This window comes from Candidatus Baltobacteraceae bacterium (assembly GCA_036559195.1).
Lineage (GTDB): Bacteria > Vulcanimicrobiota > Vulcanimicrobiia > Vulcanimicrobiales > Vulcanimicrobiaceae > JALYTZ01.
In genome coordinates, this window is record DATBTN010000047.1 from 1 (window position 1) to 26,127 (window position 26,127).

The following is a 26,127-nucleotide window of genomic DNA, read 5'->3' on the forward strand; positions in this document are numbered from 1 at the left end:
ACCATGTGCTGCAGAAGCGCGGGCGAGTAGTTCCATGCCTCCGGCCCATAAACGTATTGTTCGAGGAGCTTGTACGCGCGACGCTGCGTCGCGATGGGGATCGCCTGCAGCGGCGGAGCCGCGTGCGGGTCGCCTCGGCGCGCGCGCGAGACGTACTCGCCGCCGAGATAGCGCGAAACGATCACGCCGCAGAGCCCGTAGTGGCGGGCGAGCGTGCCGAACGCGACTTGCAGGTCTTGATACGACGTGCCGGCACGCGGGAAATGCCGGCCGACGTTGCCGATGAGATCGTGTGACATCTTCATTTGCGTCTGGCACCAGCCGATATTGTCCGACGTAAGATCCCACTGTTGGTTGCGCGGATCGATACCGCGCCCGCCGCCCCACGCGACGTCTTCGTCCGACGACCACGAATCGCGCGGATTGCTCCATGCGGAGGCCCAGCCCCGCAAGGTCGGCACCTCGGCCGCAGGCGTCTTCGCGCCGGGGATGCGCGCGTAGCCCCAATGGATGACGTAATAATCGTACGGTCCGAGGACCGTTTGGAAATAGGTGCCCGCCGGCGTGCCCTTCGGCCAAATATTGATCGGCGCGTACTCCATCACCGAAGTCGCGTTGCCGTACTTGGAGGTAAAGGCGAGACTTTGCAGTTGTTTGGCCGTATAGGCCTGCGAACCGATAAAATTATGCCGCAGCCCGAAATCGTGGCCCGATTCGTGCAGGACGATCGACTTCAGAAAATCGTTCGAGAACTTCGCCGGTACCGTGTAACCGTCGCCGGTCAGAATCGAGAGTGCCGTCGCACCGTACTGATATTGCTCGTGCTCCCCGGTGAGAAATTCGCGCATGTCGTTGCGTCGCGCGGCGTACCGCGCGGCCGCGGGATCGGCGGCGGCCGTCGCAACTTGGGGCTGCACGAGGACCGGGTAGTCGAACTTTCCGCCCCGCATAAGATCGGAGTCGACGACGACGCCGCTCTTGATCATCTCGCCCGTGTACGGGTTGTAGAGCAGCTGCGCCTCCGCGAATCCGCCCTGACGCTCCGCCAACCAGCGAATGACGTTATAGCGAATATCGTCCGGATCGAAATTCGGATCGTTCGGCTGGTCCTTGACCACGACCGCGTTCGAGATGCCGATCTTTTCAAAGGCTCGATTCCACGTCAACAGCGCGTCGCGAACCGGTTGGCGATACTGCATGGGAATCGTGTCGCTCAGATACCACACGATCGGATTCTTCGCGGGCGACAGCGCCTTCGCGGGATCCGACGGCTGCAGGTTCCAGCGAACGATGTAGTTGAGATCCTTGTTATACGAGTTGTCGCTGCTGAAATCAGCGTGCGCGTTGACGAAGTAGCCGACGCGATCGTCGTAGATGCGAGGCCTATACGAATCGTCGCGCGGCAGCTCGGCGATGTTGTATTGCATCGCGATCTGCAAGTTGCGCGCGTCAGGGGTTACGTCGATGTACTGGCCGTTCTGCGTTGAAAACGTTTGGTTCGCAACGAGCACGACGTTATCGGGGAACGCTTTGGTTTTTCCGAAGTACGTCGACTGCGAGTCGAGCCGATACGTTCCCGTGGGGTTAAGGGCGTGCCCGCCGTTGAGATCGGTCAAGGCGTCGGCGACGTCGGTGACGTCTTGTAGAAACGGTGCGGCATCGATGACGATATCGCCGGTCGCCTTATCCTCACTCAGAATTTTGGCCACGCCGACGACCGTTGGGGCCGTCCCGGCATCGACCGCGCGTTGTTCGGGCGTTCCGGGGTTGGCCAAAAAGCGCGTGCTGGGGAAGAGAATCGCAACCTTGTCGTCCTGACGCGTAAAGCGCATGATCCGGCAGTTCTGCAGATCGGTGATCCCCGAGAACAGCCCTTCACCGATCCCATTAATCGGGACGCCGAGTTCCACGAAATCGCGATCGAGCTGGGCCGGCTTTAACTCGATGCCTACCTCCCCGTCCTTGCGCCAAATCGTAAAGAGGCCGTGCTGAGCCGTTCGCCCCTCGATCCAGGTATCGAAGGCCGCCGGGGCTCCGGCCGCACTAGCCGCCGGTTTGGCCGGCGTCGCCGGCTTCGGCGCCGCCGAAGCGGCACCAGCCGCAGCCAGCGCCAAGATGCCGCAGAACGCAACGTGTCCGATCCTCAACAAAACAGCCCCCACAATGATGAATATCCGCCGGTGGCCTAAGGCGCCGACTGGAATGATACTTTTCCTACAGTATGCCAGTAGCGACGGGCGGTCGCCTTCAACGATTCATCAAAACTGTCGCGATAACGGCCGCTCAGCCCTCGGGACGCTCGTAGACCCAGCGCATGATGCCGCTCGTGAGGACGCGGTGCTCGATGGGATGCAGACGTTCGAGAATCGCGGCGGCATCCTCGCCGGGGACGATGGCCAGCGGCTTGCGTACGAGCACCGGGCCGCAATCGGCGTCGAGCGTGACCCGATGCGAGCTGGCGCCGACCCAGCGGCTTTCGTCGCGGAGCGCGTCGCGAATGGCGTGTGCGCCGCGGTAGGCGCGAATCTGCGAGCCGTCGGGCATGCCGACAACGTCGCGCGACTGGTCGAGCGGGAGAAACGCCGGATGAATGTTGATCATCTCGGGAAATGACGCGACGAACGATGCGTCGAGCAGATGCATCCAGCCGAGAAGCAGCACGAGTTCCGGAGCGCTCGCTTCAACCTCACGCCGTAACAGGTCATCGTAGTCCGCGCGCGTCGTGGTGGCGCGGTGCCACGGCAAAATCAGCAGACTGCGAACGTGCGCCGCGCGTGCGCGCTCGATCGCGTAGGCGCGTTCGTTATTGGTCACGAGCGTCGTGATCTCAAGCGGGAGGCGTCCGCCCCCGACCGCATCGAGAACGGTTTGAAAATTGCTGCCGTTTCCGCTGGCGAGAACGGTCGTGCGCCATTTGCGTTGTTGCCACCGGTCTTTTTCAAAGCGCTCGACGATTCGCGCGCCGGTGTGCCGCGCGTAGTATGCGATCAGCTTCTCCTCGCCGACAGCCGGAATCAACGCGTGCGCATACCCATTTTCCCGTAGGGATGCAAGCGCGGCAATTAGCAGATTCGGTCCCGCGGGCGAGCCGCGAAATGCGGGGTCGACGCCAAACGGCCCGAAGATGCCGACGTCCGGCCGCGCGCCATATCCGCGCAGCCACGAGAATTTCAAACCTTGAGCCGCGTACGCGGCAAAACCCACGTGCCGGTCGCGCGACGTTGCGACGACGTTGTTGGCGGCGAAGGCTTCGGAGCTCCACGTTCCGCCAAATGCGTCGTCGAGCCACGCGAGCAAACGATCGTCCGCGCGCCCGCGTTCGAATGAAAAGCCGCCGGACTCGATCGCCCCGCGCGCCCGCGCCAACGCGTCGGGTGCGAATCGCTCGTCGCTCAGGTCGACGAGCAGGTTGACCATCTCGTTCAAGCGCGAGCGGGATGAACGACGACTTGCGCTTCGGTCTCGCGACGCGCCTCGATCCAGCCGATCACGTTGGCACCCGGCACCGCTGCGACCGCCTTTGCGGCGTCGGCGAGCGGAACGATCAGTGTATATCCGATGCCCATGTTAAACGTGCGGTAGCGATCCTCGTGCGCGAGATTGCCGCGCCGGCACAACTCGCCAAAGAGCGGCGGAATCTGCCAGCGCGATTGCTCGAAGACGGCCTTCGCCGCCGGCGGAAGCGTCCGCGGAACGTTCTCGAGCAGGCCGCCGCCGGTAATGTGCGCCATCGTCTTCACGGTAGCGACGCGCTGAATCGCGCGCACTTCCGGCAGGTACGATGGGTGCTCGGCCAACAGCGCATCGCCGAAGGTTCGGCCGTCAAACGCGTCCGGCCACTCGGCCGCGGGAATCAGCTTGCGCGCGAGCGTGTAGCCGTTGGTGTGTAGCCCCACCGACGGCAACCCCACGATCGCATCGCCCGGCTCAACAGTCGCTGCGTTCGGAACGTCGGCGATATCGACGACGCCCACGATCGTTCCCGCGAGATCGAAGTGACCGGGAGCATAGAGACCGGGCATCTCGGCCGTTTCGCCGCCCAGCAACGCGCAATTGTTCCGGCGGCAAGCCTCGTAGCACCCTTTAACGACGTCGGCGGCAACCTGCGGATCGAGTTTGCCGACCGCAAAGTAGTCGAGAAAAAACAACGGCGTCGCGTTCACGACCAAGATATCGTTGACGCAATGATTCACGAGATCCGCGCCGACCGAGTCGTAACGGCCCATCTCGGCGGCGATCAGGATTTTGGTGCCGACGCCGTCGGCCGAGGCCACGAGCGCGCGTCCGTCGTCGCCCGGCATCTTGAACAGCCCGCCAAAGCCGCCGAGCGCGTCGAGCTGATCCGGGTGCCGCCATCCCGCCGTGACGCCCTTATAGCGGGCGACCGCCTCGTTTCCGGCGGCGATATCGACTCCGGCCTGCGCGTAGGCGTCGGTGGAGCGAGGGGTGGTCATAGGAAAGCCTCCAGCGCAGGGCCATTGGTCGAGTGGATACAAAACAGTAATTCCGCCATTGCGGCCTTAGACGTTCACCCAAGCGAAAGGTTCACCATGCAAGTTCGTATCGCAAATGATGCGCCGGGTTCGGTACGTGCCGGAGCACTCGTCGTTCCCGTCTTCTCCGACAACGCACTCGACGGCGCTGCCAAGGCCATCGACGCCGACCTCGGCGGCGCGATTGCCGAGATCCTCAAGTGCGGGGAGATCAAAGGCAAGCTTTGCGAACTGAGCCTGGTCCACGCCCGCGACAAAAGTTATAGCCGCGTGCTCGTGATCGGCCTTGGCGAGAGCGCGAAGTTCGAGCCGTGGATGCTCGCGCGCTATGCCGGCACCGCCGTTCGTTATCTCGGCCGCCGCAACGTGTCGGAGATCGCGTTTGCGCTTCCGTCCCAAGCGGCCGGCAGCGAAACCGCGGCCGCATCGTTCGTTGCCGAAGGCGCGATCGCGGGCAGCTTCGATACGACCTCCTATCAGAAGGAGCCGGACAAACGCAGCGACACCGTGCAGCGCGTTGCGATTCTCTCGAACGGACTCGACGCGACGGCGCTCCAGGCCGGGATCGATCGCGGCACGATCGTCGGCGAATCGGTCAACGTCGCGCGCCGCCTCGCACTGACGCCGGCGAACGACATGACGCCGACGCACCTGGCGGATGAAGCGACGAAGGTTGCCAAAGAGACCGGGCTCGAGCTGGATATTCTCGACGAAGCGCGCGCGCGTGCCGAAGGCATGGGCTCGTTTCTCTCCGTCGCGCAAGGCAGCGCGCAGCCGCCGAAGTTCATCGTACTGACCTACAAAGGCGACCCGTCGAGCAAAGAGATTCTGGCACTCGTCGGCAAGGGCATCACATTCGATACCGGCGGTATCTCGCTCAAACCGCCCGACCGCATGGAAGAGATGAAATACGACATGTCCGGCGGCGCCGGCGTGATCGCGGCGATGCGTGCGATCGGTAAACTCAAACCGAAGCTCAACGTGATCGGTATCGTTCCGGCGACCGAGAATATGCCCGGCGGCAAGGCGACGAAGCCCGGCGACGTCTTTACCGCCATGAACGGCAAGACGATCGAAGTGATCAACACCGACGCCGAGGGCCGGCTGGTTCTCTGCGACGCGCTCTGTTACGCCTCCAAACTCGGCGCGACGAAGATCGTCGACGTCGCCACGCTCACGGGCGCGTGCGTCATCGCTCTCGGTCACGCAGCGAGCGCCGCCGTCAGCAACAACGACGAGTTCGCGAACGCATTCCTCGCCGCGGCCAAGCCGACCGGCGAACGTTATTGGCAGATGCCGCTCTACGACGACTACACGACCGCAATGAAGAGCGACATCGCCGATCTCAAAAACACCGGCGGACGCCCTGCCGGCACGTTGACCGCCGCCGCATTTCTGCGCGCGTTCGTCGGCGAGACGCCGTGGGTGCACCTCGATATCGCCGGCACCGCATATCTCGACGGCGAGTCGGCCTGGCAAGCCAAGGGCCCAACTGGAACGCCGGTTCGCGCCTTCGTAGCCCTCGTCGAACAACTCGCAGGCACCCCCGTCCACAACAACGGCGCCACCAAAGTCCCCGCCTAACCCGCTCAAACGACAACAAGCCAATGCTTCGACAGGCTCAGCATGACAAAAGCAAACCTTTGTCATCCTGAGCTTGTCGAAGGACGGAGCTTGTCGAAGGACGGCAAAGCTCGCAACATCCGGGTGGCACGAGCGACGATGCGCGGGCTACACTGACGAGGTCATGAGTACCGAGTACGACCGGATCGCCGAAGCGATCGACTATCTTAGCCGGCACGTCGCCGAACAGCCGCAGCTCGACGATATCGCGACCACCGTCGGCGTGAGTCCGTTTCATCTGCAGCGAATGTTTCGCCGCTGGGCCGGCATCACGCCGAAGCAGTTTCTGCAATTCCTCACGCTCGAACGCGCGAAAGAACTCCTCGACGAACGCCGCAGCGTACTCGAGGTCGCGCTCGAGAGCGGACTCTCGAGCCCGGCGCGCGTGCACGATCACTTCGTTACGCTCGAGGCCGTAACGCCCGGAGAATACAAAGGGCGCGGCGCCGGCCTCGCGATTCGCTACGGCGTCGCTCCGACGATCTTCGGCACCGCGTTCGTCGCGCAGACCGAACGCGGCATCTGCGCCTTCGCGTTCGTCGATAACGATCTCGCGCAGCAGGTCGACGATTTACGCGAACGATGGAACGCGGCCGAACTCACGCGCGACGACGCGACGGCGGCCGACGCCGTGACGCGCATCTTCGACGGCAACCCCGATGCTTCCGAACCCCTGCGGCTCGTCGCCCGCGGTACCAACTTCCAGGTGCGCGTCTGGCGCGCGCTGCTCGATATTCCGTTTGGTGAAGTGCGGTCGTACGAACAGCTCGCGCGGGCGATCGGTTCGCCCAAGGCCGCGCGCGCCGTCGGGAACGCGCTCGCGCGCAACACCGTCGGATTTCTCATCCCGTGCCATCGCGTCATTCTCAGTACCGGCGCCGTCGGCAGCTATCGCTGGTCGCCGCATCGCAAACGCGCGCTGCTCGCGTGGGAGGCCGCGCGAAGCACTCCGGCGTGATGCTTCGGCGGGGCGGCGAGCCGGCGGTGCAGAAGGCCGCTAGAGTGACAACTCCGCCAAGCACCGTTCCCGAGCCGGCCGAGTCCCGGCCGTACGTCCCCGCAACCGGCGCCGCCGTAAGACGCCTGACCGCCGGCGCGATCGCGCGACGCAAAGGCAAAGCGATCTTTCCGGTCGTTACCGCGTACGACGCTCCGTTCGGCCACTTCGCGGAGGACGCGGGGATCGACGTCATTCTCGTTGGCGATAGCCTCGGCAACGTCGTGTTGGGATACGACGAGACGACGCCGGTCACGCTCGAGGATATGATCCATCATTCGCAAGCGGTCGTTCGTGGAACGGCCCGCGCTCACGTGATGGTCGATCTTCCCTTCGGCTCCTATCAGGTTAGCGACGAAGATGCCGTGCGTAGTTCGATTCGCCTAGTTAAAGAGGGCGGCGCCTGTTCGGTCAAAATGGAAGGCGGCGAGCACGTCGCCGAACGCATCGCCGCGATCGTCGGAGCGGGCATTCCGGTCGTCGGCCACATCGGCGTCACGCCGCAAACCGCCGGTTTGGGACCGGGATACAAACAGCGCAACAATCGCGAGCAGTTACTGGCCGACGCGCGCGCGGTCGAAGCCGCGGGCGCGTACGCGATCGTCCTCGAAGTCATCGATCACGAGATCGCGCGCGAGATCACGCAGACGACCAAAATTCCGACCATCGGCATCGGCGCGGGCCCGCACTGCGATTCCCAGGTGCTCGTTATCTACGATCTGCTCGGTTTGTACGAGCACGCGCCGAGTTTCGTCAAACGCTATGCGGATATCGGAACGGCCGCCACCGAGGCACTCCGTACGTACGCGCACGAAGTGCGCGCCGGAGCGTTTCCCGAAGGTTAAGCCAACACGCGCGGTAAGAACGCGGCCGGAAGATTCGGATAGGTACCGTTGAGACAGCCCAGGCACATCTCGTCGCGTTTGCGCTCGGTCGCGGCGATCAACCCGTCGATGCTTAAGTAGCCCAGCGAATCCGCGCCGATTTTTTGGCGAATCTCTTCGACCGAGTAGTTCGCGCCGATCAGTTCGTCGTAGGTGGCCATGTCGACGCCGTGGTAGCACGGGTGCTTGATCGGCGGCGAGGTGATGCGAACGTGGACCTCGAGCGCCCCCGCTTCGCGCAAGAGCTGCACGATGCGCGGCGTGGTCGTTCCGCGAACGATCGAGTCGTCGACCACGATAACCCGGCGGCCCCTTAAATTCTCCACGATCGGATTGAACTTCATGTGCACGCCGCGGCTGCGGATCTTTTGATCGGGGTTGATGAACGTGCGCCCGATGTAGCGATTTTTGATCAAGCCCTCGACGTACGGCAGCCCGCTTTCGTCCGCGAAGCCGATGCCGCCGGGAATGGCGGAGTCCGGAACGGCCATCACGACGTCGGCCTCAACGGGATGCTCTTTGGCGAGTTGCCGCCCCATCCGATGACGCGCCATGTAGATCGACTGTCCGTTGAGCTGCGAATCCGGCCGCGCGAAATAAATGTATTCGAACATGCAGAGCGCGGGCGTTTCGTTGGTCTCGACGCGATGCGAATACAACGTGCCGTCTTTACTCACGCGCACGATCTCGCCGGCGCCGACTTCGCGCACGAACTCCGCACCGATGGTCGAGAGCGCGCACGTTTCGGATGCCACCGCATAACCGCCGTCGGGAAACTTGCCCAAGGAAAGCGGCCGAACGCCCCACGGATCGCGAAAAGCGTAGAGTTCGTCGTCGGTACAGAGCACGATCGAATACGCGCCGCGCGCCCGACGGATCACGGCATCGATCCGCTCGAGCATGGTGCCTGGCGTTTCGACCAGCAGTTTCGCCATGACTTCGGAATCGGAGGTGGCCCGCAGTACGATCGTGGGCGAAAGCGTCGCGCGCAATTCGTCGGTGTTCGTGAGATTGCCGTTATGCGCGAAGGCGAAGTCGCCGATATCGCTGCGCTCGAGCAGCGGCTGCGCGTTGACCACGACCGAGGAGCCGCTCGTCGAGTAGCGCGTGTGGCCGACCGCGATGTGCCCGGTGAGCGGCGCGAGCACGTCTTCATCGAAGATTTGGCCGATCAGGCCCATATCTTTGTGGGAGCGCAGCGTGGTTCCGTCGGCGGCGGCGATCCCGGCCGACTCCTGGCCGCGATGCTGTAGCGCGAAGAGCGCAAAGAACGCGAGCCGCGAGGCTTCACGACCGGGCGCGAAGACTCCGGCGATGCCGCACATTAGCTAGGGGATCCCACAACGACCACGATAGGTCAATTCTATCCGAAGGCTCGATCCTCCGGCACCTTCTTCAGTCGTTGCTGCGGCGTCCACCGCCGAAGATTTGGAGCAGGGCGAGAAAAATGTTGATCGCGTCCAGATAGATCGAGACTGCAAGCTGCACCGGAGTCAGCCCATCGCCGCCCGCGCGGATGCGAGCGAAATCGATGAGCACGAGGAACGAAAAGATCGCGAGCGTGAGCCAAGAGTAGACCGTCGGGTGGATCCAGTGCGTGAAAACGCTCACCACGCCGACGAGCACTAAGGCAATCAGGGCGCCGAATGCTATGCCTGAGAAACGCCGCAGGTCCAAACCGGTCGCATAAACGACCGCAGCGAACCCGAACATGCCAATGCCCGTAGTCGCCGCGGCTTGGGTTACCACCTCCGGGCCGATCGCGCGCAGATAATGCCCGATGACCGGCGCGATGCCGATTCCCTCGAGAAAGGTGAACGCGTAAAACAGCATCAGCGAGAGCGCGCCGTTCGCGCGCGTGCCGTTGATCGCGAAGAGCAGGCCGAAGCCGATCAGCATCGCGATCAGACCGAGACCGAAGTTGCCGTACCCTTGAAAAAGATAGGCCGCAACCGCGGTCACCACTAGCCCGAGTCCGGTGATCCCCAGCACTTGGCCGAGGAGCGTTTGGACCGGAATCGCCGGGGCGCCGAGCGCGTATTGCGGCTGGGGTTGAATTCGATAAGCCATTACGGTGGTTACTAGTCTCCTTGCGGCCCAAAGTTTCGCCGAGACCGTGGCGAACCTTGCGACCGGCCGGTCGGCGCCGTCTGGAGGACTAGGTCCGGGCAGGCTGGCCTAATCCCAACCCTTGCCCCACGCGTTCGCCGAGCGAGGCGTCGACTTTGCGCCAGTGCTCAACCTGACGCTGCTGCACTTCTTTACGCACCGGCTTCATGCCGGTAACCACTGCGTCGACTAGGCGATCCTGCGCACCGGCATCCATCAAGCGATAGAGATCTCCCGGTTGCGTGTAATTATCGTTGCGAACGGCGTGCTGCTCGAAGCGTCCCGTTTCGCCGGCGACGGCTTGGCTGGGTTCCATGAACTGCTTCGCCTCGACCGGCCCGTTGCGGCTGTTCGGCTCGTAATTGATCGCCTTGCCGCCGTTTTCGCCGGCGTTCATATTGCCGTCGCGGCCATAGTTGTGCACCGGCGCGTTCTTGGCTTGATTGACCGGCAGTTGGTGATAGTTGGGTCCGATGCGATAACGGTGCGCGTCGGCGTAGGCGAATATTCGGCCCTGCAGCATCTTGTCGGGCGAAAACCAAATACCCGGCACGACGTTCGAGGGCTCGAACGCCGCTTGTTCGATCTGCGCGAAGTAGTTATCGGGGTTTTTGTCGAGCACGATGCGTCCGACTTCGAGGAGCGGGTAGTCCTTGTGCGACCACACCTTCGTTACATCGAACGGATCGAAACGGTAGCTCGCGGCATCCTCCAGCGGCATGATCTGCACGTACATCTTCCAGCACGCGGGCTCGCCTTTCTCGATTTGGTCGAATAGCGTGCGCGTAGCGTAATCGGGATCTGCGGCCACGACCGCCGCGGCTTCCTGACGCGTAAAGTTACGGATGCCCTGCTCGGTCTTCATGTGGTACTTCACCCAGACCATCTTGCCGTCCGCGTTGATCCACGAATACGTGTGGCTGCCGTAACCGTTCATGAATTGATGCGACTGGGGAATGCCGCGATCGCCCATGAGATAGGTCACCTGGTGTAAGGACTCGGGAGAGAGCGACCAAAAATCCCATTGCATATCGTTGTCGCGCAGGTTCGTCTGCGGATGCCGTTTCTGCGAGTGGATGAAATCGGGAAACTTTAGCGGGTCGCGAATAAAGAAAATTGGCGTGTTGTTGCCGACGAGATCGTAGTTGCCTTCTTCGGTGTAAAACTTGAGAGCGAATCCGCGCGGATCCCGTTCGGTATCGGCCGCGCCCCGCTCGCCGGCAACGGTCGAAAACCGCGCGAGCATCTCGGTGCGCTTGCCTTTCGAAGCAAAAAGCGCGGCTTTCGTGTACGGCGTCACGTCATTCGTGACCTCGAAGTATCCGAAGGCGCCCGCACCCTTCGCGTGAACGACGCGCTCGGGTACGCGCTCGCGATTGAAGTGCGCGTTTTTCTCAAGCAGATGATAGTCCGCGATCAAGAGCGGGCCGGGGTTTCCGGCCGACATCGAATTCTGATTGTCGCTGACCGGAGCGCCGAAATTGGTCGTCAGAATCTCGGGTGTAGCGTTCCCGTTGGTCGAGGTTGGATCGCTCATCGGTTCTCCTTTTCAACGGCCTTCAAGCCCGCGGGCGAGGCTAAGAAACTGAATATCATTTTCATACGTTACGCTAGCACCATGGTCCACGCTTGTCAATCGGTCACTCCGGCGGTCCCCCTTCGAGCAATTCGAAAAGCTCGGGCGACGGCTCGGCACGCAACTCGCGCAGCGTCAGTTCCCGGTAGCGCCGGAACTCTCGGCGAGCGCCCGCCAGATCGCCCGCCGCCGCGTACGCGCGAATGGCAATCTCGCGTGCGGGCTCGTCTAACTCGTCTCGGTCGATGATGCTGTGGGCTAAAAAGAGCGCCCGGTCCGCGCGGCCGCCGGCCAAGGCGTCCTCGGCGAGCCGCTGTTTGGCCGCCCGCGACCACTCCTCGATGCGTCGCTCGATCGGCCCGAACCATTCCCAGTTGGCCATGAATGCCGGTCGCGAAGCGTCCAGTCGTGCGGCAATCGCCGCCAAACGCAGCGCGTCGAACGCGTCGAGCGGCCGATCGCCGCGCGTCGCGCGCACGAAGCGCTCGATCTCGCCGAGGTCGGTTTCGACATCGGCTCGCAGCGAGTATCCCCGCGCGGTACTTCGGATGGCTTTGGAATCTTGCAGCCGCTGGCGAAGGCGATGGACCGTGGTCTGCACGGCCCGAAGCGCGGCCGATTCATCGAGTTCGGGCCAAATAAGTTCCGCCAGTTCCGCAGCCGGCGTCGGCTGTTCGCTGCGGGCGAGCGCCACCGCGATGGCGAGTTCGCGCTCCGATAGCGCAACCGGGACTCGCCCGCGCCGCACCCTGCCCGCCGCAATTTCTACGGTGAGCGGAGCGCCCGTGCCCTCGCGCGGTCTGCGCAGACGGGATACAAACGCCGTCAGCATGCCGCACTCCTCGCTGCCGGCGATCGCGGCTCGCATGGCCTCGTAGAGTTCCGGGGAATCGACGGCGTCGGCGAGTTCGAAAGCGCGCCGCAAGTTTTCGTCGCCCTCGCCGCCGGTCGCAAACGCGTGACATGCGAGACACGCGAGCATTTGAAGGAACGGTTCGTGACTTCGCACCGCTTGACCGAGCGTCTTTTTGGCAAATGCCGAGGCGGTGTCCCAATCGTACGCGTCGCAACACTCAGCGAGATGCGCCCAGGCAAGGCAACGCGGAGATTCCGTTCCGGATGCGGGGTACGAGCGTCCGTCGAAGGCGGCGGAAAAATGTTCGAGCGTCTTGGCATCGTAGCGCTCGACGGCCCGTTTTAGCGATGCGAGATAACGCTGTCGATCGCCCGCATTTCCCGAGAGCCACGCACCGGCGACCGCTTCGCTCAAGGCCGTCAGGACAAAGCGCGACCCCTGCATCTCCAGCGAGTCGATGGCGAGATCCAGCTGCGCCCGTTCCTCGTCCCACCGGCCTCGCATTCGCTCGACGCCGAACGCGCGAACGAGCGCGCGCAGTGCGACGTTGGCCGCGGGCGTCGGAAACTCGCCGCGATCGACCGACTGCAGCATCCGTTCGCACTCGCCCACGCGGCCCAAGCGTCCCGCAATGGCGCATTCGAGCGTTTGCGCGCGCGCCAGCGTAAAAGCCGTGAGGTCGCTGCAGCCGGGCAAACTTTGCAAGAGCGTTCTCGACGTCTCCCAATCCCCGGCTTCCGAATGAAGAAAGGCGAACCACTGGGTCAAGAATGCCGGCAGCGCGGCGCCATCGGCGGACTGCGCGAGCAGATTCGCCTCGTCGAGCAACGCGCGCACGTCGTCGCGGAAAAGCCGCTGAACGCACGAGCGGATCCAGAGATGCGGGCGATGCACGAGTTCTTCGAACGTCAGCCGCGTTACCAATCCAGAGTTCGATTCGCCCATTCCAACCGTTGCGGAACTTTGGTCGGCGAGCGCCGCCTCCAACTGATCCATCGCCGCTTCGCGCATGTCGGCGAGCATGTAGAGTTCGGCGGCGCGATGATATCGGCCCGATTCGCCGGCGAGGCTCGCGCAGCGAAGGATCGTCGAGTGACGCAGGTCCGGAAAACGGCGAGCGACGACGTGTGCGAGCGACGGATGCACGAAGTACGTTTCGGAGCTTTCCATACGAATCAGAGGCGAGACGAGACCGAACTCGTCCAGGCGGGCCGCACACGACTCGTCGCCCGTAACGGCGACGATTTCGGCCGCACCCGCATCGGGCACGAGCGCGCACGCCACGATCGCCGTGCGAGTCTGTTCGGGAACCGATTCGAGAATCTGATCGACGAGATAGCCTTGCAGCCGATCGCGATTTTCCGCTGCGTCGGCGTGTTGGAGAAACTCCGAAAGCTTGCGCACGCTTTCCAAGCGGGCGGCGTGCGCGGCGTAGGCGCGCTCGGCCGGGGCAACGAGTCCCCGCAGTGCCGCCCGCTCGTCGAGATCGAGATCGGCGCCGGTTCGATGCGGACCGTAACAAACGATCGCGTAGAGTTCGTCGCGCAGCACTATCGGCCAAGCTACGCTCGCGCTCTCGGCCACCTCGCGGCGCGTAGCGCGCAAGCGCACGAGCAGCGGGTCCTCCGGGAGCAGCCGGCGCGCGGCGGGCGGCGACGGCCCGGCCGTCGCGACACATTCGAACGCCCCGCCGGCCGTCGAGCGGTACAGCACCGCGAACGTCAACTTCATTGCGAGCGCCGGTTCGACGGTTACGAGCGTTTCGAGTGCTTGCATGGATTGGGCACTCGCTAGCGCCGAAGCGATGCGCGCGAGGTGCGCTCCGGCTCGATCGCGCTCTCGCCGGACCTTGCGCGCGCGATACCACCAGAGAACGAACGAAACGAGTGCGAGCGCAACGAGGATAGCGAGGAATGCGGCGGCGCCGCTGCGCGGATACGATAAACCCATCGGGTACTCCGTTCCGCTAACAATAGCCCCGCTCGCCGCAAAGCACAATATTCGGGAGAGGGCACGGCGCCATCTCCCGAATAGTTAGTCCTTAATCGTCGGTGAACGCAACGTCGAGCGCGTATGCGCCCGCAATCGCCCGGCAGTCGCGGACCTCGGGTTTGAACTGCACCCGATGCGCGGCCGCGAGCGCTTCACGATCGAGCCATTGGTTGCTGCTGCTCTCCATCACCTCGGCATTTGACAGCACACCGTTAGCCGCGACGTCAACTCGCAGCATGGTCGTTCCTTCGATTCCCATTTGGGCAGCAATCGAGGGTGTATCGTAGAGCGGCGGTTCCTCAATGGCCGCGTCCGCGTTCCGAACCGCGCAGGCCGTCGAGCCGCCGATGACGGGAAACCCGTCGCCGCCAATGGTTTGCGCGCTCGCGAGCAGATTCGGACCCAGCGTGAGGGTCGTCGACGCACTCGCTTGCGCCGACATCGCGCCGACCAGCGCGACAGCAAACGCCGCGAATAGGCCGCGGCGAAGAACAAAAATCAAACGTGTCATCAGATAGAGTCTCCTAGCAAGAGTGGCGGAAGCCGCAAGGGCGTTCCACCAGTCCACGCTACGAGATGCGCCTCTCAGATCGCTGACGGACACCTGCGACGAGGGGTTCCATCGAATCGTTGGAGCCTCTCAAGCGGCTTACAAAAAATCGGCGCGCGACATCGGGACTAATTCACGAGTGCCGGTGCGGAAAAAAGTCCTAGCCGCGCCCGATCGCGAACGCCGCGTGCGACTATACTAGCGACGCCGCGATGTCGGTTCGGTACGTCAAGTCGGCCGATCCGAGCCGGACCGCGAGCGAGGTGACGGCCGAATAGGCGTTGGCGCGCGCCTGCGCGACGTCGTCGCCGAGCGCCGTGACGGTGAGCACGCGGCCGCCGCCCGAATGGACCGCACCGTTCCGCAGCGTCGAGCCGCCCCAAAACGCAGCTTGGCCCTCTCCGGCGAGAGAAATATCTTCGGTCAACCCCTCGAGCGGCGTGCTCGTGCGCGGGTAATCGCTCGTCGCCAGCACGACGCCGACGCACGTTTTATCGACGAACGAGGCGGCGCTGAGATCGAGTGCGCCGTCGGCCGCCGATTTCAACAACGCGGCGAAGTCGCCGGCGACGCGGGGCATCAGCACCTGCGTTTCGGGATCGCCGAACCGCACGTTGAACTCGATGACGTACGGACCGCGCTTGGTCCACATCAGACCGCAATACAACACACCGATATAGGTCTCGCCCTCGGCGAGCAAGCCGCGTAACACCGGTGACAAAATGCGCTCGCGGACGAGATCGTCGGTATTTTCCGGAAAACCGACTGGCGGCGAGTAGGCGCCCATGCCGCCGGTGTTCGGGCCCGTATCGCCGTCGCCGGCGCGTTTGTAGTCGCAGGCAGCTGCGATGGGGTACATCGCCCGGCCATCGCAGAGAGCGAACACGCTGATCTCGCGGCCCTCAAGCTTCTCCTCGAGCAGCACGTCGGTGCCGCCGCCGGGAATGCGGCCCGCGCCGTACCACTCGTCGAGTACGCCGCGCGCCTGGGCGACGCCGTCGGCGACCACGACGCCCTTACCCGATGCCAAACCGTCCGCTTTGATAACGACCGCGCCCCATTGCCAATCGTCGAGCGCCTTACGCGCGCCGTCGAGCGAATGAACGACCACCGCCCGGGCGGTCGGCACGCCGTGACGCTCCATGAAGCGTTTTGAAAACACCTTGCTCGATTCGAGGCGGCCGCCCGACCGGTTCGGTCCGAAGGTAGCGATGCCGGCCTCGCGCAAGCGGTCCGCAACGCCCGCCGCGATAGCAACCTCCGGGCCGATGACGACGAGATCGATGCCCTCAGCGCGAGCCTTCGCGACCAATTTCTTCCCTTGGGTCGGGGCGATCTCCCAATTTTCACCGCGCGATGCGGTGCCGGCGTTGCCGGGCGCCGCAAAGATCGCGTCGCAGGAGGCAGAAGCCGCCAAGCGCCACGAGAGCGCGTCTTCACGCGCTCCGCTGCCGACGACGAGAATTTTCATTCCCATTCCACCGTGGACGGCGGCTTCGACGTGATATCGTACGCGACCCGATTGACGCCCGGCACCTCGTTAACGATGCGCGTGCTGATGCGCGCGAGCAGCTCGTGCGGCAGACGCGCCCAATCGGCGGTCATTCCGTCCTCGCTCGTGATCGCGCGAACCGCCACCAGATTCGCATACGTGCGCCCGTCTCCCATGACGCCGACGCTCTTGACCGGCGTGAGCACGGCGAAATACTGCCAGGGCTTGGGATTCAAATGCGCGGCGTCGATTTCGTCGCAGACGATCGCATCGGCTTCGCGCACGAGCGCCAGACGTTCGTCGGTGATCTCGCCGATGATGCGCACCGCGAGGCCGGGCCCCGGAAAGGGCTGGCGCTGCACGATGTGGTCGGGGAGACCCAGCACGCGTCCGACCGTGCGAACCTCGTCCTTGAAGAGCGAGCGCAACGGCTCGATCAGCGAGAAGTTCATCTCTTCGGGCAGACCGCCGACGTTGTGATGCGACTTAATCTTGTGGCCCGCTTTGCTGCCGGGAGTCTTCGATTCGATCACGTCGGGATAGAGCGTGCCTTGCACGAGATACTTGACGCCCGGAATCTTAGCCGCTTCCTCTTCGAAGACTCGAATGAACTCGTGCCCGATGAGGATGCGCTTCTGTTCGGGATCCTCGATACCGTCGAGCTTGCGCAGAAAGCGTTCGCGAGCGTCGATCGCAATGACGTTGAGGTGCAGCACGTCGCGAAAGGCCGTTATGACGCGCGCCGCTTCGTCTTTACGCAGTAGTCCATGATCGACGAACACGCAGGTCAGCTGCTCGCCGATGGCGCGCGACACGAGCGTCGCGGCCACGGCCGAGTCGACGCCGCCGGAGAGCGCGCAGATGACCTTGTCGTTGCCGACCGCTGCGCGAATCTCGGCTACCGATCGATCGACGAACGAGTCCATCTGCCAGTCGGACTGGATCCCGGCGATGTGATGCAAAAAATTATCGAGAATCTGCCGGCCGTGTTCGGTGTGAACGACCTCGGGATGGAATTGAACGCCGTAGATCTTGCGCTCGGCGCAGCCCATCGCCGCGATGGCGCATCGCGGCGTCGACGCAAGTTCGGCAAACCCGTCGGGCAGGTTCGTTACCGAATCGCCGTGCGACATCCAAACGCGCGACTCGGCCGGCACGTCGTGCAGCAGCGGGGTGTCGCGCCGATCGACTCGCAGGGTCGCCGGTCCGTACTCCGCGTGATCGAGCTTCGTGAGTTCGGCGCCCACGTCGCGCGCGAGCAGTTGCATGCCGTAGCAGATACCGAGGATCGGCACGCCGCTGCGCGCGATCGCCGGATCCATCTGCGGCGCGCCGGGCACGAGCGTCGATTCGGGACCGCCGCTCAGGATGAGCGCGGCCGGTTTGCGTGCCGCAAGCGTGCTCCAAGGCGTGTCGTACGAAACGATCTCGCAATACACGTTCATTTCGCGCGTCCGGCGCGCGATCAACTGACTGTACTGCGCGCCGAAATCGAGAATAAAGACCGTCGCCGGCTCGCTACCGGCCGGCGTGTGTTCCTGAGCTGGGGAAAGCATCGCCCCTCCCATTCGGCTTGGGTGGGTCAGGCTCTTTTACGTGAGGACTTCCTCCAGGCGATTTTGGTCGCGCGCGAATACCACTTCCATGGCGACGCGCTCGCCGACCGAAACGTCGCGACCCCAGCGGTACGCCGAGTAGGGCGTGTAGCGGGTGCCCGGCGATCCCGGTATACGCAGCGACACGTCGTAGCAGATAAAATCCTTGGGCGGCCCGGCCACGATAATGCACTGCAGCGCGAACGGTCCGATGACGCCCGGCGGATTTGCTTCGCGCGCGGCCGCAACGAAGCGCTCGCCCATCTCGAAGGCTTTTTCCAGCGTCGATTCGGTCAACGTCGTCGCAATATGGCCGGCCTCTTCCATCCGCATCGGTACGTTCTCGACGTATTTGAGCGCGCCGGGCGGAACGTTGCGCAAGCCGTCGATGTTGGTTTGACGGCGCGTATCGGTGCCGGAGAGTTCGAGTTCGCCCAAGATCGGCGAATAAAAGAAGTTCAGGTTGACCGATGGGCCCAGCGCGTATTCCTCGATGACCGCGTTGGCGAGACCACCCTCATCGAGCATCCCCTCGGCGATCAAACGATCGGCCACCGCGCGATATTCGCGCGGCGACGAGCAGAGAAAGAACGCGCGCTCGAAGCTCACCTTGGCGTGCGGCGCCTTGACCATCACGAGGCGGTCGATATCCTCCGGCGATGCGAACTGCCGCGGGTAACGGATCCCGGCGCGCCGCAAGAGCGCGTACTGATTGTCGGCTTCGTCGCGCTCCTCGGCCCGCAGCAACCGGCGATTTCCGAACATCGGCACCTTCATCCCGCGTTCGATCTCGTCGTAGCTAAAGCGCTGATGGAGATACACTTCGAACGAACGATTCGCGAGAAAGATCGCATTGCGCGCGAGCAACTGCGCCTGGACATCCTCGCGCAGAATATCCGCAAACGAGTCGAGCTCGATCGTCGCGTCGACGCAGCCGCGCGGCGGGTCGCTCGCGACGGCGTAGTGTCGCGCGTACGTCTGCTCGCGGCCCTTCGCCGTCACGATGACATTTCGCAAGCCCTGCGCGCGCGCGCCGTAGGCCACGTCGAGCGCCGAGTGGCTACCGATCGAGCAGAGCGCGAGTTCCGAGCGATCGTAGCGCGCGAGCGCGCTTCGTACTAAGTCGTCCACGCGCGACCTGTTAGACGGGTTGCGACGCCGGACCCGCTAACCGCTTAACAGGGTCCGCGCCTGCGGCGAATCCTGATATTCGACGGTGAGGATCGAGCGAATATGCGTCGCGGCGCCGCGAGCGTCGGCGGTGTTCATTCGGCCGAGCGTCTTGTAACATTCCAGCAGCAGTTTTGGGAGGTCGCGGTCCCGCGGATAGACCTTGTGCATATCGTCGATCGAGACCGCAACCTGCAGGCCCTGACCGCTCTCGCGGTCGCCGTAACCGGCGTTCAGATACGTATTGATGCGCTTGAGTTCGTTCTGGATACCGAGCACCGACATTCCAAGCGGGCCGAAGTACTCGTCCGCCGGGGCGAGCGTCGTGAGATACACGTCGTGCGGTACGGCCCGCACGCTCCCGATGATCAGGAGCGGATCGACCTTGTTGATGCGCGCCAGCACGGCGGCCGCGTTGGTTTGGTCGCCCTGGGTGTAGCCGTCGGCTCCGGCGCCCGCGTTGCGCAGCGCGTTGACGAACTCCGGGCCCCACGTCGTCGGCAGGTGCGCGATCGGAAAGTTGGCGTCGTTGGCACGTTGGAACGCGAGGCTGCGCCACGACGTGTCCTTCGTAATGATGTAGCCGCGCCAATCCGCTTCCACTTGCTGCAGGCGCGCGTCGAGATCGCGCGGGTACGTCTGAACGTTCGCGCTCGCATCTCGATCCGCCAACTGCGCGAGCTTCGCGGGATCCTCGAATGCCGTCGCGCGAGCGAGCAGGTCGCGCGCTTTGGTCTGCTCGTTTACATCCGCGTTGTTTTTCTGCACGTAGACGGCGGCCTCGCGCACCCACCACAGCGATGCGTCGTGGTTGGTAAGCGGATCGTAGTGAAGGCCGGTAGCGATGTCCACGGTTAACTGCGCGAGTTCGCCATAGTTCGGATCGTCCGGACGCTGCAGCGAGTAGGCGCGGCCCGCGTTGAAGATCGTCGAGAGGTAGAACTCCTGATCGACGAATCCCCACCCGTGAGCGGTGCCTTTATCGTAGGCCGCCTTCATCTCCGTATAGAGTTTCTGCGGATCGGCCATCAGCGCGGCCTGGGAGGCCGCCGGCAGCAAGAAAGCGACCGCACAAACGGCCAGGGCTAGAAACTTACAATACGCTCGAGTCATCAAGTACCAAACGTAGATTGTTCGTTAAAAGTGCGTTTTTTAATTCGCGCGCGATCCGCCGGCCGGTCGACATCGGCTCCGAGTAGTTCAGATACGAGTACGGCGATCCGTCGATGAAGAGATTCGAGCCGGCGACGATGCGCGCCGATATCTCCATAATGTAGAACTGAATGTCGGGCGTGATGATCGTCTCGATGCAGAATGCGCCGAAGAGCCCCTTGGGTCCGCAGATTTCCTTACTCACGCGAATCACGTCTTCGCCCATGCGATAGGCCTCCGCAAGCATCGACTCGCGTAACGACACCGGCTGATTGCCGACGACGACGTACGAGGGGCTTACGTCCATGCCTTCTTGCGCGGCGGCCGGAATCCGGCCAAGCGAGTCCACGTTCGTTTCGTAGCGGCGATCCATCGACATGATTTCGAGTTTGTCTTCGAGCGGCGAATAGAAATAGTGGATGTAGAGCGGCACCCCGATGATGTATTCCTGGATCATGTATTCTTCTTTGAGGTGGCCGGCGCGCTCTTCAAAATCGTGCGCGTCCTGCAAGAACATGTACCCTTTGCCGCCCTTCGCGCCGTACAGTTTCACGATCACCGGGCGATCGATCTCGGCACCGCTCTTGAATTGGCGCGGTAATTTCAAGCCGGCGCTCGAAAGCCACTGGCGTTGGAGTTCGCGACTGGCTTCCCAATCGAGCACGGCTTTGTTGCCGAAGTACGGAATCGTCATCCTCTTGTGCTCCTCGAGCGAGAGGTATGCAACGAACGAACCGTGCGGCACGATGATGAGCTTGCGCTTCTTTAACTCGTCCAACAGGTCCGGGAAATCTTGGTATCGGTCGATCGTGATCACTTCGTCGACGAAGCGAAACGAACGGTACAGACGCTCGGTCTCGCGATTGGCGATCGCGAGTGTCGGAAACCCCTCGTCGTGCGCGCCCTTGAGGATCTGCAATGCCGAGTGCGAGCCGAGCGTCGCGATCGCGTATTGTCCGTTGAGAGTCATCCGAAGTGCGCCCTTTCGATGGCCGGGTTACAAAGAAGTTTGGTCGCCGCATCGGTCAGGATGGCGGCGTCGACCGGCTCGTTGCCCGCCGAGAACAGACGCCAGGCCACGTAGCGGCGCGGTCGCGAGGGATCGTTGGCGGCGAGTTCCTCGATCCACGTTTCGCCCGTAAGCGGAATCGCGTTCTCGCGAACCTCGAGTACGTGTTTGTTGGAGTTAAAGAGCGTCTCGTTGCGCGCGATGCGGTCGACGAAGTCGCCGTTCCCGGCGGCCGCTTGGGCGTAGATGACGGCGCGCTCCACGCGGGCGACGTCGACGCCGAGCCGGCGCAACGCGGTCAGCGCGGTATACGCCTCGTTGTCGGGGATTTTCAGACGAATCGCGACGGCTGGTCCGGTCATCGCAGCGCTCGCGCAAAGCTCGCGAAGAGTGCGACGCCGCCGGAGGGCGCGAGGATATCGCCCGGGCCGCGCGAGTCGGGGTGGTTGAAGTTCCAGGCGTCGCGTTCGGGATGCGGCATGATGGCGAGCACGTTGCCCGCTCCGTTGGTCAGCGCCGCGCACCCGATCGCCGATCCGTTGGGATTGGCGGCGGCGTCGACGCTGCCGTCCGCGTGTGCGTACACGAACGCCACGTGACCGCCGGCCTCGATCTCTTCCAAATGATCGTCGGTTGCCGCGAGCCGGCCCTGGCCGTGCGCGGCCCACGCCGGAATGACCGCGTCTTTGGCGAGCGACGCGGTGATCGCGCAGCGCGCCGGGTCGATCGCGAGCTTCACGTGCACGTGTTTGCAGACGAACTTCGGCACCGGAGCGTTGTGCGTGAAAGCGGCGGTCGGTTTGCGAATCGGGCCGGTTCCCGGAACGAGACCGGCTTCGAGCAGAATCTGCGCTCCGTTACAAATTCCCAGAACGAGCTTCCCGCGCTGCGCGCCCTCGATCACGGCATCCATCATCGGGTCGTGCGCGGGGACGGCGCCTGCGCGAATGCGGTCTTCGTATGCGAATCCGCCCGGCAGCACGTAGGCATCGAAATTCGCGAGCGCGGCAGAACGGCTCCAATGCACGAGCTGCGCGTCCATTCCAACGTCGCGAGCCAAGCGCAACGATTCTTCCTCGCTGTTGGTGCCTGGAAAGATCAATACCGCAACCTTGCCGCTCATGCGTAGACCTCGGTCAGCGGTTTCGCCCACGCATCGTGAAGCGTTCGAAGGGAGAACGCATCCTCATCGATGGCGAGGACCGGCTGATCGATCGTCACGCCGATCTCGTGCACGAAGGGCAGGTCGGCGCACATCGCCTCGAACGCCGCTTGATCGGCCGCCTCGACGACGAACCCGCCCGCCTCACCAAAGAGGGCTTCCGCATCGCCAACCTCGCCCTGCGTCCACGCGCACGGGTCGTCGAGTTGCGCGCCGATGGCGTTCGAATGGAGCGTGGCAAACGCCATCTCGGCAACGGCTGCAAGGAGGCCACCGCCGCAGACCGCGCGCGCGGCATTGACGGCGCCCGCCTCAATCGCTTTGGAGAGCACGTCGTTCTCTGCGCGCGCCCGAACGAGATCGACCGGCGGCAACGGTGCGTCCCGCACGTCCAAGAGTTCGGCGAGGACCGAGCCGCCGATCGCGTTGGACGCGTCGCCGATATAGTAGAGCACCGAACCCGCACGTTTGAACGGCGCGGTCACGACCTTTGCAACGTCCTGCAAACCGCCCACGCAAGCGACGATCGGCGATGCCGGAATGGCGTTGCCGTTCTTCGATTCGTTGTACAGGCTCACGTTGCCGGAGACGTAGGGCGTCCCGAGCGCGCGCGCCGCTTCGGCGAGCCCGTCGATCGCGACCACGAGCTCCGTATAGTGATCGGGATTTTGCGGATTGCCGAAGTTCAAACAATCGGTGAGTCCGAGCGGGCGCGCGCCGACTGCAACGACTTTGCGAACCGATTCTGCGACCGCGAGCACCGCCGCCGCCCGCGCATCGATTCGTCCGTAACGCGGGTTGCCGCCCACGCTCAAAGCGACGCCTAACGGCGACCCGTGAACCGGCGCGATAACGCCGGCATCGGCCGCGCCGCGCGCGATGACCGTCGTCCCGCGAACGACGGAGTCGTACTGCTTGTAGAGCGGCGCGCGCGAACACACGTCGCGGTGTCCCAACACGCGTTCGAGAAGCTCGCTCGCGGCGCGATCGCCCTCCACGTAGCGCTTCGCTGGATCGAGGTCGGGCGGCACCGCGCGTTCGTGCACGGCGAGTTCGTCGCGGATCGAACCCGTCAGAAAGTCGATCGGAACGTCCATCACGATCTCGTCGCCGTGCCGAAGGACGTAGTGCATCTGCTTTTGCACCGCGCCGATCACGACGGCCCGAGCGCCCCGTGCGATTTCCGGCAGCGAGAACTCCTGATTGTAAATGCTCAACACGGCCGCCGTAGCGTCGGGAGGAAGCACCCAACACAGCCGCTCTTGCGTCTCGCCGATGGCGATCACTTCGGGCGGCATGTTCTCGAGAGCCGTGTTAACGTCGTCGAGATCGATAATCGCGCCGAAGCCGCCGCTGCTGCAGATCTCGGCCGAACATCCCATGATTCCGCCCGCGCCGAGATCTTTGAATCCGGCGGTGATCTTGTGCTCGCGCAAATACGCAAAGACGCGATAGCTCGCGCGCATGATGACGTTTTTGAGAAATGGATCGGGGACTTGCACGGCGCCCCTGTTGGCGTCGGCATCCGCGTCGTCGAGCGTGACCGATGAAAACGCCGCGCCGCCGAATCCGCTCGTGTCGGTCGCCTTGCCGACTAAAACGATGTCCCAGCCTTCGGAGTGCGGCGGCGCCGCCGAATGGATGATCTCCGACTCTTTGATCAAACCGAGCGCCACCACGTTGACCAAGCAATTATCGTCGAAGCGATCGTCGAAATACACGTCGCCCGCGATGTTCGGCACACCGATCGCGTTGCCGTAGGCGCCGATGCCGTCGACCGCACCCTGCGCGACATAGCGCTGGTGCGAGTCGGGATTCTCGACGCGCCCGAAGCGCAGCGGGTCGGCGATCGCGATCACCTCGGCGCCCATACAGAGCACGTCGCGGACGATGCCGCCGACGCCGGTCGCCGCGCCTTCGAACGGCACGACCTGCGAGGGATGATTGTGCGATTCGTGCGCGATCACGACGCCGTAGCGCTCGCCGTTCCACTCGCCCAGATGCAAGATGCCCGCATCCTCCGCGGGCCCCTGCATAACCGTGGGGCCGTCGATCGGAAGCGCGCGCAGCAGATGACGGCTGCTCTTATACGAACAATGCTCGCTCCACTGCGCGTCGAACGCATGTACTTCAACGACGCTCGGATCGCGCCCGAGGCGTTCGGCGATTCGCCGCAGTTCGTCGACGCGTAACGCCAGACCGGCACGGGAGGCCGCGGCGTGCAATGCCTCGTCGGTGAGACCGTTGACGGCGAAGTTACGCAAGGCGGACGTTCGGCGGCATCGACGGTTGCGGCGGATTGAGCGCGGCGTCCGCCTGTAAGATCACCGAACGCGCGTTGGTTTGCACGAGTAAGGTTCGCCCGAAGAGCACGGTGTCGTCTTGAGCGAGCATTTTCGCGCACTGGAGTGCCGCCCCGGCCGGATCCCCCGAGCCTTCGAGTACCGGATTGGTCGTACCGTCCTCGATCATGGCGCGCAGCGCGCCGTCGGTCCCGCCCAGCGTGACGTAGATCAGCCGCGCGAACGTCGCATCGTGTTGCGAGAGAAGCTGTAAAACGAAGCCCGGCGTTCGCGTCGCGCTTGCGACGTGGCGAATCGCCGGCAGGCCGAACTGCGCGAGCGCCTGGCCGACCGCATCGATGGCCGGCGTTTGTTCGGGCGTCTCCGCGAAGATCGCGACCATTCCCGGCCGCATCGTCGGAAACGAGCCGACGAATTCGGCGACTTGCTCGTAGGCGGCCTTAACGCCGGCGAGCCCGCTTTCGTCGACCGTTTCGAGATTGCGATACATCTGCTTATCGAGCATCCGGTCTTCGCGGCCCTGCGGCCAAATGCGCCACGAATCGTTGTCGATCACGTCGGCGATGACCAGTTGGCCCTTGCCGTCGCCGCCGACCAAACGGCCGAATTCGATCTTCAAGTCCACGAGCAGCACGTCGCGTTTGCGCCAGGCGTGCGCGAGAATCTCGAAGGTCAGCCGCGCGAGTTCGGTCATGATTCCGATCTCTTGCGGATTGGCAATGCCCTGCGCGACGATCGCGTCCGGGGAGATCAGCGGATCGTGATTCGCGTCGTCCTTGACGAAGAATTCGACCATGCGCGGCACGAGCAGCGATCCGCGCTGCATTCCGGGATTTCGCCGCGCGAGCGATCCCGCGACGACGCCGCGTACCACCACTTCGAGAGGAATCATGTTCGCGCGGCGCACGAGCATCTCGTTGTCGTCGTCGTCCTCGCCGCCGTTGACGTAATGCGTCGGCAGACCGCACAGATTCAGCAACCGAAAAACACGCGCCGTCGTCTGCGCCGCCAGCCGCCCCTTGCCGGCAATCTCATTACGCCGCGCCCCGTCCCCCGCCGAAATCGAATCCGTCTGCTGCACCACCAACATATCCGGCTGCCCCGGATGCTCAAAGAGCACTTTGGTCTTGCCCCGAGTAATTTCGATGCCCTTATTCATTTGGA

Annotated in this window: 20 protein-coding genes; 3 read left to right on the forward strand and 17 right to left on the reverse strand. The window is 63.7% G+C overall.

Features of this window, described 5'->3' with window-relative positions; translation table 11 throughout:
• The 3 genes from VIG32_06415 to purM form a co-directional block, all read right to left on the reverse strand.
• Nucleotides 1–2,150, reverse strand: a 2,150-nt coding sequence (locus VIG32_06415) for a zinc-dependent metalloprotease (protein HEY8297640.1), incomplete at its 3' end; no start/stop codon positions are given.
• Between the two features lie 133 nt (nt 2,151–2,283).
• Nucleotides 2,284–3,417, reverse strand: a complete 1,134-nt coding sequence (locus VIG32_06420; GenBank protein HEY8297641.1) for a formyltransferase family protein — start codon at nt 3,415–3,417, stop codon at nt 2,284–2,286.
• 5 nt (nt 3,418–3,422) lie between these two features.
• Nucleotides 3,423–4,454, reverse strand: coding sequence for a phosphoribosylformylglycinamidine cyclo-ligase (gene purM, locus VIG32_06425; protein ID HEY8297642.1), 1,032 nt, complete (start codon nt 4,452–4,454; stop codon nt 3,423–3,425).
• A gap of 96 nt (nt 4,455–4,550) precedes the next feature.
• On the opposite strand from purM, the gene VIG32_06430 reads away from it, so the two are divergent.
• From VIG32_06430 to panB, 3 genes are all read left to right on the forward strand, one after another.
• Nucleotides 4,551–6,077: a leucyl aminopeptidase gene (locus VIG32_06430; protein ID HEY8297643.1), complete on the forward strand. Its 1,527-nt coding sequence runs from the start codon at nt 4,551–4,553 to the stop codon at nt 6,075–6,077.
• Nucleotides 6,078–6,240: 163 nt separating this feature from the next.
• Nucleotides 6,241–7,074: a methylated-DNA--[protein]-cysteine S-methyltransferase gene (locus VIG32_06435; protein ID HEY8297644.1), complete on the forward strand. Its 834-nt coding sequence runs from the start codon at nt 6,241–6,243 to the stop codon at nt 7,072–7,074.
• Between the two features lie 44 nt (nt 7,075–7,118).
• Nucleotides 7,119–7,958 (forward strand): 3-methyl-2-oxobutanoate hydroxymethyltransferase, encoded by an 840-nt coding sequence (gene panB / locus VIG32_06440; protein HEY8297645.1) that lies wholly within the window; start codon nt 7,119–7,121, stop codon nt 7,956–7,958.
• On the opposite strand, the gene purF is transcribed toward panB, so the two are convergent.
• The 14 genes from purF to VIG32_06510 all read right to left on the reverse strand — a co-directional run bounded on the left by purF (nt 7,955) and on the right by VIG32_06510 (nt 26,122).
• On the reverse strand, nt 7,955–9,322 hold the full coding sequence (gene purF / locus VIG32_06445) for an amidophosphoribosyltransferase (GenBank protein ID HEY8297646.1): 1,368 nt from the start codon (nt 9,320–9,322) through the stop codon (nt 7,955–7,957). The two genes, panB and purF, sit on opposite strands and share 4 nt — an antisense overlap.
• A 70-nt stretch (nt 9,323–9,392) precedes the next feature.
• Entirely contained in the window at nt 9,393–10,067 is a 675-nt protein-coding gene (locus VIG32_06450; protein ID HEY8297647.1) for a Bax inhibitor-1 family protein, read from the reverse strand.
• 88 nt (nt 10,068–10,155) lie between these two features.
• The gene (locus VIG32_06455) at nt 10,156–11,643 is read right to left on the reverse strand and encodes a catalase (GenBank protein HEY8297648.1); all 1,488 of its coding nucleotides are present in this window, start codon (nt 11,641–11,643) and stop codon (nt 10,156–10,158) included.
• A gap of 103 nt (nt 11,644–11,746) precedes the next feature.
• Complete coding sequence (locus VIG32_06460; protein ID HEY8297649.1) at nt 11,747–14,488, reverse strand: BTAD domain-containing putative transcriptional regulator; 2,742 nt, start codon at nt 14,486–14,488, stop codon at nt 11,747–11,749.
• A 91-nt stretch (nt 14,489–14,579) separates the two neighbouring features.
• A complete protein-coding gene (locus VIG32_06465) occupies nt 14,580–15,041 on the reverse strand; it encodes an energy transducer TonB (GenBank protein HEY8297650.1) in 462 nt (153 codons plus the stop codon).
• 232 nt (nt 15,042–15,273) lie between these two features.
• Nucleotides 15,274–16,551 carry a phosphoribosylamine--glycine ligase gene (purD, locus tag VIG32_06470; protein ID HEY8297651.1) on the reverse strand — a complete coding sequence of 426 codons (1,278 nt, stop codon included), beginning with the start codon at nt 16,549–16,551 and terminating at the stop codon, nt 15,274–15,276.
• Complete coding sequence (gene guaA, locus VIG32_06475) at nt 16,548–18,128, reverse strand: glutamine-hydrolyzing GMP synthase (GenBank protein HEY8297652.1); 1,581 nt, start codon at nt 18,126–18,128, stop codon at nt 16,548–16,550. The genes purD and guaA overlap by 4 nt, the downstream gene beginning before the upstream one ends.
• Before the next feature lie 36 nt (nt 18,129–18,164).
• Entirely contained in the window at nt 18,165–19,298 is a 1,134-nt protein-coding gene (locus tag VIG32_06480; protein ID HEY8297653.1) for a DUF1297 domain-containing protein, read from the reverse strand.
• 36 nt (nt 19,299–19,334) lie between these two features.
• Nucleotides 19,335–20,450, reverse strand: coding sequence for a hypothetical protein (locus VIG32_06485; protein HEY8297654.1), 1,116 nt, complete (start codon nt 20,448–20,450; stop codon nt 19,335–19,337).
• The gene (locus VIG32_06490) at nt 20,431–21,459 is read right to left on the reverse strand and encodes a formate--phosphoribosylaminoimidazolecarboxamide ligase (GenBank protein ID HEY8297655.1); all 1,029 of its coding nucleotides are present in this window, start codon (nt 21,457–21,459) and stop codon (nt 20,431–20,433) included. Before VIG32_06490 ends, VIG32_06485 begins: the two co-directional genes overlap by 20 nt.
• Nucleotides 21,456–21,860: a hypothetical protein gene (locus tag VIG32_06495; GenBank protein ID HEY8297656.1), complete on the reverse strand. Its 405-nt coding sequence runs from the start codon at nt 21,858–21,860 to the stop codon at nt 21,456–21,458. The genes VIG32_06490 and VIG32_06495 overlap by 4 nt, the downstream gene beginning before the upstream one ends.
• Nucleotides 21,857–22,621, reverse strand: a complete 765-nt coding sequence (gene purQ, locus VIG32_06500) for a phosphoribosylformylglycinamidine synthase I (protein HEY8297657.1) — start codon at nt 22,619–22,621, stop codon at nt 21,857–21,859. The genes VIG32_06495 and purQ overlap by 4 nt, the downstream gene beginning before the upstream one ends.
• Entirely contained in the window at nt 22,618–24,924 is a 2,307-nt protein-coding gene (gene purL / locus VIG32_06505) for a phosphoribosylformylglycinamidine synthase subunit PurL (GenBank protein ID HEY8297658.1), read from the reverse strand. Before purL ends, purQ begins: the two co-directional genes overlap by 4 nt.
• Nucleotides 24,917–26,122 carry a phosphoribosylaminoimidazolesuccinocarboxamide synthase gene (locus VIG32_06510; protein ID HEY8297659.1) on the reverse strand — a complete coding sequence of 402 codons (1,206 nt, stop codon included), beginning with the start codon at nt 26,120–26,122 and terminating at the stop codon, nt 24,917–24,919. Before VIG32_06510 ends, purL begins: the two co-directional genes overlap by 8 nt.
• Nucleotides 26,123–26,127 lie beyond the last annotated feature (5 nt).

What these genes read in the sequence shown, in the direction of transcription:
- VIG32_06455 (HEY8297648.1), bottom strand. Translation starts at nt 11,643, where the DNA reads ATGAGCGATCCAACCTCGACCAACGGGAACGCTACACCCGAGATTCTG.
- VIG32_06495 (HEY8297656.1), bottom strand. Translation starts at nt 21,860, where the DNA reads ATGACCGGACCAGCCGTCGCGATTCGTCTGAAAATCCCCGACAACGAG.
- purF (HEY8297646.1), bottom strand. Translation starts at nt 9,322, where the DNA reads ATGTGCGGCATCGCCGGAGTCTTCGCGCCCGGTCGTGAAGCCTCGCGG.
- purQ (HEY8297657.1), bottom strand. Translation starts at nt 22,621, where the DNA reads ATGAGCGGCAAGGTTGCGGTATTGATCTTTCCAGGCACCAACAGCGAG.
- VIG32_06465 (HEY8297650.1), bottom strand. Translation starts at nt 15,041, where the DNA reads ATGACACGTTTGATTTTTGTTCTTCGCCGCGGCCTATTCGCGGCGTTT.
- VIG32_06510 (HEY8297659.1), bottom strand. Translation starts at nt 26,122, where the DNA reads ATGAATAAGGGCATCGAAATTACTCGGGGCAAGACCAAAGTGCTCTTT.
- purM (HEY8297642.1), bottom strand. Translation starts at nt 4,454, where the DNA reads ATGACCACCCCTCGCTCCACCGACGCCTACGCGCAGGCCGGAGTCGAT.
- VIG32_06460 (HEY8297649.1), bottom strand. Translation starts at nt 14,488, where the DNA reads ATGGGTTTATCGTATCCGCGCAGCGGCGCCGCCGCATTCCTCGCTATC.
- VIG32_06490 (HEY8297655.1), bottom strand. Translation starts at nt 21,459, where the DNA reads ATGACTCTCAACGGACAATACGCGATCGCGACGCTCGGCTCGCACTCG.
- VIG32_06430 (HEY8297643.1), top strand. Translation starts at nt 4,551, where the DNA reads ATGCAAGTTCGTATCGCAAATGATGCGCCGGGTTCGGTACGTGCCGGA.
- purD (HEY8297651.1), bottom strand. Translation starts at nt 16,551, where the DNA reads ATGAAAATTCTCGTCGTCGGCAGCGGAGCGCGTGAAGACGCGCTCTCG.
- VIG32_06450 (HEY8297647.1), bottom strand. Translation starts at nt 10,067, where the DNA reads ATGGCTTATCGAATTCAACCCCAGCCGCAATACGCGCTCGGCGCCCCG.
- guaA (HEY8297652.1), bottom strand. Translation starts at nt 18,128, where the DNA reads ATGCTTTCCCCAGCTCAGGAACACACGCCGGCCGGTAGCGAGCCGGCG.
- VIG32_06485 (HEY8297654.1), bottom strand. Translation starts at nt 20,450, where the DNA reads ATGACTCGAGCGTATTGTAAGTTTCTAGCCCTGGCCGTTTGTGCGGTC.
- VIG32_06435 (HEY8297644.1), top strand. Translation starts at nt 6,241, where the DNA reads ATGAGTACCGAGTACGACCGGATCGCCGAAGCGATCGACTATCTTAGC.
- VIG32_06420 (HEY8297641.1), bottom strand. Translation starts at nt 3,417, where the DNA reads ATGGTCAACCTGCTCGTCGACCTGAGCGACGAGCGATTCGCACCCGAC.